The 11,461-nt window shown below is 69.8% G+C and carries 12 protein-coding genes and 1 rRNA gene; 12 read left to right on the forward strand and 1 reads right to left on the reverse strand.

Annotation, left to right across the window (positions count from 1 at the left end):
• Positions 1-47 precede the first annotated feature (47 nt).
• The 10 genes from AB0F72_RS07970 to ptsP all read left to right on the forward strand — a co-directional run bounded on the left by AB0F72_RS07970 (position 48) and on the right by ptsP (position 8,825).
• A complete protein-coding gene (locus tag AB0F72_RS07970) occupies positions 48-623 on the forward strand; it encodes a hypothetical protein (protein WP_360426997.1) in 576 nt (191 codons plus the stop codon).
• Positions 616-1,266 carry a nucleoside monophosphate kinase gene (locus AB0F72_RS07975; RefSeq protein WP_360426999.1) on the forward strand — a complete coding sequence of 217 codons (651 nt, stop codon included), beginning with the start codon at positions 616-618 and terminating at the stop codon, positions 1,264-1,266. The genes AB0F72_RS07970 and AB0F72_RS07975 overlap by 8 nt, the downstream gene beginning before the upstream one ends.
• A gap of 810 nt (positions 1,267-2,076) precedes the next feature.
• The gene (locus AB0F72_RS07980; RefSeq protein ID WP_360427002.1) at positions 2,077-2,838 is read left to right on the forward strand and encodes a DeoR/GlpR family DNA-binding transcription regulator; all 762 of its coding nucleotides are present in this window, start codon (positions 2,077-2,079) and stop codon (positions 2,836-2,838) included.
• On the forward strand, positions 2,835-3,797 hold the full coding sequence (locus AB0F72_RS07985; RefSeq protein WP_360427005.1) for a 1-phosphofructokinase family hexose kinase: 963 nt from the start codon (positions 2,835-2,837) through the stop codon (positions 3,795-3,797). The genes AB0F72_RS07980 and AB0F72_RS07985 overlap by 4 nt, the downstream gene beginning before the upstream one ends.
• A gap of 121 nt (positions 3,798-3,918) precedes the next feature.
• Positions 3,919-5,079 carry a PTS mannitol transporter subunit IICB gene (locus tag AB0F72_RS07990; RefSeq protein ID WP_360427008.1) on the forward strand — a complete coding sequence of 387 codons (1,161 nt, stop codon included), beginning with the start codon at positions 3,919-3,921 and terminating at the stop codon, positions 5,077-5,079.
• 10 nt (positions 5,080-5,089) lie between these two features.
• Positions 5,090-5,398, forward strand: a complete 309-nt coding sequence (locus AB0F72_RS07995) for a PTS lactose transporter subunit IIB (protein WP_360427013.1) — start codon at positions 5,090-5,092, stop codon at positions 5,396-5,398.
• Positions 5,391-5,858 carry a PTS sugar transporter subunit IIA gene (locus AB0F72_RS08000; protein WP_360427016.1) on the forward strand — a complete coding sequence of 156 codons (468 nt, stop codon included), beginning with the start codon at positions 5,391-5,393 and terminating at the stop codon, positions 5,856-5,858. The genes AB0F72_RS07995 and AB0F72_RS08000 overlap by 8 nt, the downstream gene beginning before the upstream one ends.
• Positions 5,855-6,895, forward strand: coding sequence for a zinc-dependent dehydrogenase (locus tag AB0F72_RS08005; protein ID WP_360427019.1), 1,041 nt, complete (start codon positions 5,855-5,857; stop codon positions 6,893-6,895). The genes AB0F72_RS08000 and AB0F72_RS08005 overlap by 4 nt, the downstream gene beginning before the upstream one ends.
• A 9-nt stretch (positions 6,896-6,904) precedes the next feature.
• Positions 6,905-7,180, forward strand: a complete 276-nt coding sequence (locus AB0F72_RS08010; RefSeq protein WP_360427022.1) for an HPr family phosphocarrier protein — start codon at positions 6,905-6,907, stop codon at positions 7,178-7,180.
• The gene (gene ptsP, locus AB0F72_RS08015) at positions 7,173-8,825 is read left to right on the forward strand and encodes a phosphoenolpyruvate--protein phosphotransferase (protein ID WP_360427024.1); all 1,653 of its coding nucleotides are present in this window, start codon (positions 7,173-7,175) and stop codon (positions 8,823-8,825) included. The genes AB0F72_RS08010 and ptsP overlap by 8 nt, the downstream gene beginning before the upstream one ends.
• A gap of 72 nt (positions 8,826-8,897) precedes the next feature.
• Here ptsP and AB0F72_RS08020 read toward each other — a convergent pair whose 3' ends face one another.
• Complete coding sequence (locus AB0F72_RS08020; protein WP_360427027.1) at positions 8,898-9,680, reverse strand: UDP-galactose-lipid carrier transferase; 783 nt, start codon at positions 9,678-9,680, stop codon at positions 8,898-8,900.
• A gap of 60 nt (positions 9,681-9,740) precedes the next feature.
• On the opposite strand from AB0F72_RS08020, the gene tyrS reads away from it, so the two are divergent.
• Both tyrS and AB0F72_RS08030 read left to right on the forward strand, forming a co-directional pair.
• Positions 9,741-10,997, forward strand: coding sequence for a tyrosine--tRNA ligase (gene tyrS / locus AB0F72_RS08025; RefSeq protein WP_360427030.1), 1,257 nt, complete (start codon positions 9,741-9,743; stop codon positions 10,995-10,997).
• A gap of 398 nt (positions 10,998-11,395) precedes the next feature.
• Positions 11,396-11,461, forward strand: a 16S ribosomal RNA gene (locus AB0F72_RS08030); the annotation flags it as partial.

Genomic DNA, 11,461 nt, shown 5'->3' on the forward strand with positions numbered 1-11,461 from the left:
ACCGACGTAACCGGACAGTTGACGCGTTATCCGGATAGCGTTGTGGTATGGATACGGACGTCATGACCGGCTTCGGCGGAAAACAGGCCTGGCTCGCGGTCGCCGGCGGTGAGCCGGCCGCGGTCCTGACCGCGCTCGGCCTGCGCGACCTGGGCACCGTCACCTGGCGTGCCGGGCTGGACCTGGCCCACCTCACCGACGACCGGGTCGCGATCACCCCGCCGCTGCCCGGCGCCCGCGGTGTCTCCTGGGTCCTCGCCGCCGGTCGCTGGCTGATGCGTCCCAACCTGGACGTCGTCGAACTCTCCGCGAAGCTCGGCGCCGAGGTGCAGTTCTTCGCCACGCACCGGGTGACCGAGCTGCACCGCTGGCAGCGCGCCGCGAACGGCGAACTCGTGCGGGCGTTCGGATATGTGGGACAGACCGGTGAGGTGACGTCGTGGTTCGGCGACCCCGACCCGGCCGAGCGGGACGCCGGCCTGCCCGGCGAGCTCGACGAGGAGACCACCGTGCTGGTCGCCGAGCGCGACGTGTTCCGGGTGGCCGCCGCGTGGAGCATCGACCCGACCACGCTGACCGGGCCGGCGCCCGGCCCCCTGCTACTTGGAGCGGCAGATGCGTAAGTACGTGATCATGGGCGTGCAGGGCAGCGGCAAGGGCACCCAGAGCCAGCTGCTGCGCGAGGAGTTCGACCTGACGCACATCAGCGTCGGCGACATCTTCCGCTGGCACGTGCGCAACCACACCAAACTCGGCGCCCAGGTCCGCCGGATCATGGCGGCCGGTGAGCTCGTCGACGACGACCTGGTCGAGTCGGTGGTCCGCCGGCGCCTCGACAACCACGACTGGAACTACGGCTTCATCATCGACGGCTTCCCCCGCAACGGGCGGCAGGCCGAGTTCTTCATGGAGAGCTACGACATCGACGCCGTGATCCACCTCGAACTCCCCGACGACGAGGTCCGCCGCCGCGTCCTGTCCCGCCGGCTCTGCCCCAACTGCGGCATGGACTACAACCTGATCGCCGACCGCCCGGAACAGGAGGGCCGCTGCGACATCTGCGGCCACGAGCTGGTCACCCGCGCCGACGACACGCCCGAGGCCCTGGAGGCCCGGCTGCGCGACTACCACGAGAAGACCCGCCCGGTCCTCGAACTCTTCCGCCGCAAGGAGGTCGTGCACGACGTGGACGGCCGCCCGCCGTTGGAGGAGGTGCAGCAGGCCATCCGGGACACCCTGGGTCTGCCCGCCTACAAGGCCATCTAGTACGGGCACAACACCCACACAACCGCACCACTGCTCCCCGAGAGTCCACGCGAGCCCCCAGCGCCGTCCCGGCCGCTGCGCGCCTTTCGCTACCGCTGCCCCGTCCCTCTCCAGTGCCGGTTCGTCCCTCTCCGGCGCGATCGTCCCCTCCGATGCTGCCCCGTCGCCGGTAACCCCCGTTACCTGCGCTCGCTACGGCTGGCGTCGCCGAGCCGTAGCTCAGGCTTGTGATCACGGTCCGGTTGCCTGGCTGAGCTACGGCTGGCGTCGCCGAGCCGTAGCTGGCGCAGGAATGCCGGCCGGATTGCCTGTCTCCGCTACGGCTGGCGTCGCCGAGCCGTAGCCGGCGCAGGAATGCCGGCTCGATTGCCTGTCTCTGCTACGGCTGGCGTCGCCGAGCCGTAGCTGGCGCAGGAATGCCGGCTCGATTGCCTGTCTCCGCTACGGCTGGCGTCACCGAGCCGTAGCTGGCGCAGGAATGCCGGCCCGATTGCCTGTCTCTGCTACGGCTGGCGTCACCGAGCCGTAGCTCAGGCATGTGATCACGGCGGTTGACTCTGCCGACCCGGCTGCCTGTCGCCCTACGGCTCTCCCCGCCGCGCCCGGTTCAAGCCCCGCCCAACCCCAGCGACACAACCACATGAGCGGGCATCCATCCGCCCCACCACCTGCGCCCGACATTTCGTACTCTTCCGGACAAGCTCCAGAGCGCTCTCCATTTAAGGAGACCGAAATCTCTTTGACATATTGCTTTCGGGCAGAACCGGGCGTAAACAAAGACAAAGCCAAAACGAGCCGGGCGGTGAGTGGATGTACGCGGAGGAACGCCAGCAGGAGATCGTCCAGCGAGCCCGCGCCGAGGGCCGGGTCGACGTCGTCGCGCTGGCGGACACCTTCGGCGTGACGGCCGAGACGATCCGCCGGGATCTGACCGTTCTGGAGCGGGCCGGTGTCCTGCGCCGCGTGCACGGTGGCGCCATCCCGGTGGAGCGGCTCGGGTTCGAGCCGGCGCTCGCCACCCGCGACGCCGTGCTGATCAGCGAGAAGGAGCGGATCGCCAAGGCGGCGCTCGCCGAGGTTCCCGAGGACGGGGCGATCATCCTGGACGCCGGGACCACGACGGCTCGTCTCGCTCAGCTGCTGCCGGCCGACCGGGAGCTGACCGTGGTGGTCAACTCGCCGGTGCTCGCGTCGACGCTCGGCCTCAAGCCCAATCTCACCGTCCTGCTGCTCGGCGGCCGGGTCCGCGGCAAGACCCTGGCCACTGTGGACGACTGGGCGCTGCGGCCGCTCGCCGACATGTATGTCGACGTCGCCTTCATGGGCACCAACGGCTGCACCGCCGAGCGGGGCATGACCACCCCGGACCCGGCCGAGGCGGCGGTCAAGCGGGCGATGATCGCCGCGGCCCGCCGGGTGGTGCTGCTCGCCGATCACACCAAGATCGGCAACGATTACCTGGCCCGGTTCGGTGGCCTCGCCGACCTGGACCTGCTGATCACCGACAGCGGCCTCGACGGGGAGCTCGCCGCCGAGGTCGAGGTCGCCGGCGTCCGGCTGGTGCGCGCATGACCAGTTTGAACCCCGGGACGATCCTCACCGTCACGCTCAACCCGAGCGTCGACCGTGCCCTCGATGTCGACGCGCTGGTCCGGGGCGAGGTGCTGCGAGCCGCCGACTCGCACATCGATCCCGGCGGCAAGGGCGTCAACGTCTCGCGGGCGCTCCTGGCCAACGGGATCCACTCGACCGCCGTCGTGCCGGCCGGGGGAGCGGAGGGCGAGCAACTCGTCGATCTCCTCAAGGGCGAGGGCGTCGACATGCTGGCGGTGCCGATCACCGGGCGGACCCGTTCCAACATCACCCTGGCCGAGCCGGACGGGACCGTCACCAAAATCAACGAGGCCGGTCCGACCCTCTCGGACACCGAGTTCGCCCAGGTCAGCGACGCGGTGCTGGCCGCCGCCGGCACCACGGACTGGATCGTCATCTGCGGCAGTCTCCCGCCCGGTCCGACCGTCGCGGCCTTCACCGACCTGTGCGAGCGGCTGGTCAAGTCGGGCGTCCGGCTCGCCGTGGACAGCAGTGGCCCGGCGTTGCTGGCCGGGGTGGCGGCGGGTGCGGCGCTGGTCAAGCCGAACCGCGAGGAACTGGCCGAGGCGGCCGGAGCCGACCTGGTGACGCTCGGCGACGTGGTCCGCGCCTGCGGGCGGCTGCGCGAGGCGGGCGCCGGCGCGGTCCTCGCCAGCCTGGGCGCGGAGGGCGCGGTGCTGGTGGACGCGGCGGGGGTCATCACCGGTGTCTCGCCGGTGAGCGTGCCGCGCAGCACGGTCGGCGCGGGGGACGCGCTGCTGGCGGGCTTCCTGGCGGCCGGCGCGGGCGGGGAGGCGGCGCTGGTGGAGGGCCTGGCGTGGGGCGCGGCCGCGGTCAGCCTTCCGGGCAGCCGGATGCCAGGACCACAAGACCTTGATCGTACGAGTATTCGCCTCGACCGGGAACCGGATCTGAAAAGGCCGCTCCGCCGCGACTGAGCGTGCCTGTGCACAACAAAAGGCCGACGATTTTCCGTCGCGTCTCGGTATTAGCTGTGCCCCATTCCAGTGAACCACCAGCACTCTCGACGCATCCCTCTGGCGATGAATGGAGATCGTCATGGCTACTACCTACACACCTGAGGTCAGCGGAACGGGATTCAAAGCCCGGATCCAGAAGATCGGCGGACATCTCGCCGGAATGGTCATGCCCAACATCGGCGCGCTCATCGCCTGGGGTCTGATCACCGCCCTGTTCATCCCGGTCGGCTGGTTCCCGAACGAGAACCTGGCCCAGCTCGTCGACCCGATGATCAAATACCTGCTTCCGGTGCTCATCGGTTACACCGGTGGCCGGATGGTGCACGGCCAGCGCGGCGCGGTCGTCGGTGCGGTCGCCACCTTCGGTGTGGTGGTCGGCGCCGAGGTGCCGATGTTCCTCGGCGCGATGATCATCGGTCCGCTCACCGCCTATGTGCTGAGGCTTTTCGACTCCGCGATCGAGGGCAAGGTCCGCCCCGGCTTCGAAATGCTCATCGACAATTTCTCGGCGGGCATCATCGGTGGCGCGTTCGCCATCTTCGGCAAATTGACGATCGGCCCGATCGTCGAGGGGATCACCAAGGCGGCCGGCAACGGCGTCGACTGGCTGCTCGCCCACAGCCTGATGCCGCTCGTGTCGGTGCTGGTGGAGCCGGCCAAGGTGCTGTTCATGAACAACGCCATCAACCACGGCGTGTTCAGCCCGCTCGGCGTGCAGCAGGTGCAGGAGCAGGGCAAGTCGATCCTGTTCATGATCGAGTCGAACCCGGGGCCGGGCCTGGGGCTGCTCGCCGCGTACCTGTTCTTCGGCCCGAGGTCGCTGCGCCCGTCCGCTCCGGCTGCGATGATCATCCACTTCCTCGGCGGCATCCACGAGATCTACTTCCCGTACGTGCTGATGAAGCCCCGCCTGATCCTCGCGATGATCGCGGGTGGCATGGCCGGCGTCGCCACCTTCATGATCACCGGCACCGGAACCGTCGCCTCGCCCGCTCCGGGCAGCATCTTCGCGTTCGCCGCGGTCACCGCGAAGGACGGCTACCCGGGGATGATCCTCGGCGTCACGATCGCGGCCCTCGTCACGTTCGGTGTCGCGTCCCTGCTGCTCGGCTTCGGCCGGCTGAAGTCCGACCAGGAGCTGGACGCGGCCGAGGAAGAAGTGGCGACCGAGGCGGAGATCCCGCACCAGAGGGACGCCGCAACCGCAGAGACCGACGCCAGCCGCAAGGAAAACGCCTAGGAGGCTCGTGATGGCAACCATCAACGGCAAGGACATCCACAAGCTGGTCGTCGCCTGTGACGCCGGCATGGGCAGCAGCGTGATGCTCGCCAGCACACTGCGCAAACAGCTCGGCAAGAACGGCGTCACCGTCGAGCACAGCCCGGTCAACTCGATCCCCGCCGACGCCGACCTGGTCGTCTGCCACAGCGGTCTGGCCGCACGGGCCCGCTCGGTCGCGCCGAGCAAGCCGATCGTGCCGTTCCAGGTCTTCCTGGGCGACCCGGCCGTCACCAAGGTGGTCAAGGCCATCCAGCAGGGCACCGATCTCAATGTCTGAGCTGCTGGACCGCCGGGCCATCCGGCTGGACGAGAAGGCGGGCAGCAAGGAGGAGGCGATCCGGCTGACCGGCGAGACGCTTGTCGAGATCGGCGCGGTCCGGCCCGGGTACGTCGAGACGATGCTGGCCCGCGAGAAGTCCATCTCCACGTACGTGGGTGAGGGTGTCGCCATTCCGCACGGCACCCTCGGCGGCAAGGAGCTGGTGGTGCGGGACGCGCTCGCGGTGCTGCGGTTCCCGGCCGGCGTCGACTGGGACGGCGAGCGGGTGAGCGTCTGCGTCGGTATCGCGGCCGCCGGGGACGGGCACGTCGAGTTGCTCGCCGCGCTCGCCGAGGTGCTGCTCGACGAGGACCAGGCCCGTGAACTGCGCGAGGCCACCGAACCCGAAACCGTGGAAAGCCTGCTCAGCCAGATCCACGAGGACAGCGAATGCAAGATCCAGGAGGACAGTGAATGAAGGTCGTGCGATTCCACGCCCCCGGCGACGTCCGCTTCGAGGACATGCCGGAGCCCGAGGCCGGCCCCGGTGAGGTGAAGATCCGTGTCCGGAACTGCTCGACCTGCGGCACCGACGTCAAGATCTCCAAGTTCGGGCACCACCACATCCACCCGCCACGGGTGATGGGCCACGAGATCGCCGGCGAGATCGCCGCGGTCGGCGAGGGCGTCGAGGGCTGGCAGCCGGGCGACCGGGTGCAGGTCATCGCCGCCATCCCCTGTGGAGAGTGCGCCGAGTGCCGGCGCGGCCGGATGACGGTCTGCCCGAACCAGGTCTCGATGGGCTACCACTTCGAGGGCGGCTTCGCGCAGTTCATGGTGGTGCCGAAGGAGGTGCTCAAGGTCGACGGGTTGAACCGGATCCCGGACGGCGTCTCGTTCGCCGAGGCGTCGGTGGCCGAGCCTCTCGCGTGTGCCCTGAACGCGCAGAACCTGGCCCGTGTCGGCACGGGCGACGACGTCGTGGTGATCGGCTCCGGACCGATCGGCTGCCTGCATGTCCGGCTGGCCCGGGCTCGCGGCGCCGCCCGGGTGTTCCTGGTGGAGCTGAGCCGGCAGCGCCTGGACATGGCCGCCGAGCTGGTCAAGCCGGACGCCGCGATCTGCGCCGCCGAGGTGGACCCGATCGAGGAGGTCCGCAAGCTCACCGGCGGCCGGGGCGCCGACGTGATCATCACGGCGGCCGCGTCCGGCAAGGCGCAGGAACAGGCGATCGAGATGGCCGCCCGGCAGGGCCGGATCAGCTTCTTCGGTGGCCTGCCCAAGGACAACCCCACGATCACCTGCGACTCGAACCTGGTGCACTACCGGGAGCTGATGATCGTCGGGGCGAACGGGTCCAGCCCGGCGCACAACGCCGAGGCGCTCCAGCTGGTCGCCACCGGCGCGGTGCCGGTCGCCGACCTGATCACCCACCGCCTCCCGCTGGAGGGCGCGATCGACGCGTTCGGCATCGTCGCCCGCGGCGAAGCCATCAAGGTCACCATCGAACCGTAGGAGACTGACATGCCCACGCGCACGGTTGCCGTCGGCTCCGCCAGCGGCCTGCATGCCCGGCCCGCCAAGATCTTCGTGGAGGCCGCCGCGGCAGCGCCCGTCAAGGTCACCATCCGGGTCGGCGACAAGAAGCCGGTGCCGGCCAAGAGCATGCTGTCGGTGCTCGCGCTCGGCGCCAAGCAGGGCACCGAGGTCACCCTCGAAGCCGAGGGCGACGGCGCCGAGCAGGCGCTGACCGAGCTGGCCACGCTGCTCGCCACGGACCTGGACGCCTCCGATGGCTGAGGTGGCCGGCCTCTCCGGGATCGGGGTCTGTGCCGGGGTCGCCGCCGGTCCGCTGCTGCGGATCGCCGACGTCCCGGCACTGCCCCCGCCGGTCGCCGTCACGGACGCCGAGGCGGAGATCGCGCGGGCCTCCGCAGCCCTGGCCGAGGTGGTCGCGTTCCTGGAACACCGGGCCGACCGGGCCACCGACGAGACGGTCGCCGAGGTGCTGCGTGCCGAGGCGATGATGGCCGGTGACGAGGCGCTGCTCGACGGCGTCCGCGACCACGTCGAGGGAGGCGCCGACGCGGTGCACGCCGTCTCCCTCGCCTTCGGGACGTACCGGGAGGCGTTCGAGGCGGCCGGCGGCTACCTCGCCGAACGCGTCGCCGATCTCGACGACCTGCGGAACCGGGCGGTCGCGCTCCTGCTCGGCAGGCCCATGCCGGGCGTGCCGCAGCCCGGTCATCCCTACGTGCTGGCGGCCAAGGATCTGGCGCCGGCCGACACCGCCGATCTCGACCCGGCACAGGTGATGGCGCTGGTCACCGAGGTGGGCGGGCCCACCAGCCACACCGCGATCCTGGCCCGCGCGCTCGGCCTGCCCGCCGTGGTCTCCTGCCCGGGCGTGCTGGACATCGCGGAGGGCACGCTGGTGCTGGTCGACGGCGCGACCGGGCGTGTCGACGCGGGCGTCGAGCAGAGCGTGGCAGAGGCCGCGGTGCGGGGTGCGGCCGAGGTGGCTGCCGCGGTTGCGGCTCTCACCGGCCCCGGTCAGACCTCCGACGGGTACGGGGTGAAACTCCTCGCCAACGTCGGCTCCGCGAAGAACGTCCCGGCCGCCGACGAGGTGCACGCCGAGGGAGTCGGGCTGTTCCGCACCGAGCTGCTCTTCCTCGATCGGACCCGGGAGCCCGGACGGGACGAGCAGGTGGAGGCGTACCGGGAGGTCTTCTCCGCGATGCGAGGGCGGCGGGTCGTCATCCGTACCCTCGATGCGGGGGCTGACAAACCGCTGCCGTTCCTGAACCAGGAGGGTGAGCCCAATCCGGCCCTCGGTGTTCGCGGCCTGCGCGTCGCGCGGCAGCGCCCGGAGGTCCTCACCACCCAGCTCGCGGCGATCGCGGAGGCGCGCGCGCAGACCGGCGCGGACGTCTGGGTGATGGCCCCGATGGTCTCCACGATCACCGAGGCGGCCTCGTTCGCGGCCGCCGTCCGCGAGGCCGGCCTGCCCCGGGCCGGTGTGATGATCGAGGTGCCGGCCGCCGCGCTGCGCGCCCGTGACCTGCTGCGGGTCGTCGACTTCCTCAGCATCGGCACCAACGACCTGAGCCAGTACACGTTCGCCGCCGACCGGATGTGCGGCGCCCTGGCCGATCTGCTGGACCCGTGGCAACCGGCGCTGCTCCAACTGATCGGCATCTGCGGCGAGGCCGGGCGGGCCGCCGGCAAACCGGTCGGGGTGTGCGGCGAGGCGGCCGCTGACGCGGCGCTCGCGCCGATCCTGGTCGGCCTCGGCGTGACGAGCCTGTCGATGTCACCGCGGGCGGTCCCGGCGGTGCGGGCCGCCCTGGCCGGGGTCACCGAGGCGGACTGCCGGAGGCTGGCCGAGCTGGCGGTCGCGGCGCCGGACGCGACCGGGGCCCGCAAGGCGGCCGGCCTCTAGACGGCAGGCCTTCCAGATGGCCGGGGCCGGGCTGCCGGCTCTCTAGGTGGCCGGGGCCGGGCTGCCGGCTCTCTAGGTGGCCGGATTCCCCGGCTGGTCGGCCGACGCCAAGTCGTACCCCCGCTTCGCCAGCTTGCGTTCCAGCACGTGACAGACGTGCTCGACGACGGCGAGGCGGGCGTACGGCTTGCTGTCCCCGGGGACGACCTTCCATCGGGCCCGCGGCCGGTCGGTCTTCTCCAGCATGTCCTCGATCGCCGCCTCGTACTCCGGGCGCTTCTTCCGGTTCCGCCAGTCCTCGTCGGTCAGCTTCCAGGACCGCAGCGGATCGTTCGCCCGGTCCTCGAAGCGGCGCAGCTGCTCCTCCGCGGAGACGTGCATCCAGAACTTGATCAGGATCATGCCCTCGGCGGTCAGGGTGCGCTCGAACTCGACGATCTCGTCGTACGCCCGCTGCCACTGCTCGGTCGTCGCGAACCCCTCGACCCGCTCGACCAGCACCCGGCCGTACCAGGATCGGTCCAGCACTGTCATCCCGCCGTTGCCCGGCAGCACCTGCCAGAACCGCTGCAGGAAATGGTGCCGCTTCTCGTCGTAGGTGGGCGCCGCGAACTGGGACACCCGCACGTGCCGAGGGTCGATCATGGTGACCAGTCGCTTGATCGCGCCGCCCTTGCCGGACGCGTCCCATCCCTCGAAGAGCACGCAGAGCGGCGGGCCGATCCTCTGCGCGCCGATCTGACCGCCGAGCAGCAGGCGCAGCCGGAGCAGCCGCTCCTGCGCCGCCTTCAGCCGCTCCTCGGCCTTCTTCTTCGAGATGTCGATCGGTGCCGCGGCGCTTCCCAGGTGACCCATCCGCCTAGCATCCGCCAAACCCGCTGTGATCCGCACGGGCGGGTGCGGGACAATCCGTGCGTGACTCTCGTAGACGACCTGCTGTGGCGCGGACTGATCCAGGACTCGACCGACCCCGACGAGCTGCGCAAAGCACTCGACGGCGGCTCGATCACGTTCTATGTGGGCTTCGATCCCACCGCCGCCTCGCTGCACGTCGGCCACCTCATGCAGGTTCTCACCGCCCGGCGTCTTCAGCAGGGCGGCCATCGCCCGCTGCTGCTCGTCGGCGGCGCCACCGGCCAGATCGGTGACCCGCGGGAGTCCAGCGAGCGCAGCCTCAACCCGCCGGAGGTCGTGCAGGGCTGGGTGGAGCGGATCCGCACGCAGCTGTCGCCGTTCGTGACCTACGAGGGCTCGCACGGCGCCACGCTCGTGAACAACCTCGACTGGACCGGCCCCACCTCGGTGATCGAGTTCCTGCGGGACGTCGGCAAGCACTTCCCGATCAACAAGATGCTGGCCCGCGACGTGGTGCGCAATCGCCTGGAGAGCGGCATCAGCTTCACCGAGTTCAGCTACCAGCTGCTCCAGTCCAACGACTTCTACCAGCTGCACGTCCAGCACGGCTGTCAGCTGCAGTTCGGCGGCTCCGACCAGTGGGGCAACATCACCGCCGGCGTCGACTTCGTGCGCCGCCGCGGCGCCGGCCCGGTGCACGCGTTCGTCACCCCGCTGGTTCTCAAGGCCGACGGCACCAAGTTCGGCAAGACCGAGGGCGGCGCGGTCTGGCTCGATCCGGCCATGACCAGCCCGTACTCCTTCTACCAGTTCTGGATCAACAGCGACGACCGGGACGTCAGCAAGTACCTGCGCTACTTCAGCTTCAAGTCCCGCGAGGAGCTGGAGGAACTGGAGAAGGCGACAGCGGAGCGGCCGCAGGCCAGGCTCGCGCAGCGAGCCCTGGCTTTCGAGATCACCGCGCTGGTGCACGGCGAGGAGGAAGCGAACCAGGCGGTCGCCGCAAGCCAGGCGCTCTTCGGGCGAGGGTCCCTGGAGGAGCTCTCCGCGGACACGTTGCGCGCCGCGCTGGCCGAGGCCGGCCTTCATTCGGTACGGGGTGAGCTCCCGACCGTGGGGACCCTGTTGAAGGACGCGGGTCTCGTGGCGAGCGCCAACGAGGCCCGCCGCACGATCACTGAGGGCGGCGCCTACCTCAACAACGAGCGCATCACCGACGGTGAGGCCGTGGTGCCGGGGTCGGCGCTGCTGCACGGCCGATTCCTGGTGCTGCGCCGTGGCAAGCGGACGTTCGCCGGCGTCGAGATCGTCAAATAGCGCTCTGACCTGCAGTTTTACGTTGATCGGCCCGCTGTGACCCACGTCGCGGCGGGCCGATTTGGCGTTGCGGACATGTGCCTGTAATGTTTTCCAAGCCGCCAGGGAGACGGGCGAGCGAGCGGGACTCAACAGAGGCCCGGAGCGGCCGTCCTGGAGGACCCCCGAGGAATGATCACGGTTTTCGGATCGTGTATTGTTCTGCGGGTCGAACAAAAGCCTTGAGAGCGGGCCTCTGAAACGGGGTTCGGTTTCGATGTGCGGTTGTTCTTTGAGAACTCAACAGGGTGCTTGAAAAGCCAGTGCCAATTATGGCAATACCCCGGCCTGTCCTTTGGGATGGGTTGGAGATTCCTTTGGCAACATTTGTTTGTTGCCGGGACGCTTTTCCACAGATTTTGTTGGAGAGTTTGATCCTGGCTCAGGACGAACGCTGGCGGCGTGCTTAACACATGCAAGTCGAG

The organism is Actinoplanes sp. NPDC023936 (assembly GCF_040639325.1).
Taxonomy (GTDB): domain Bacteria; phylum Actinomycetota; class Actinomycetes; order Mycobacteriales; family Micromonosporaceae; genus Actinoplanes.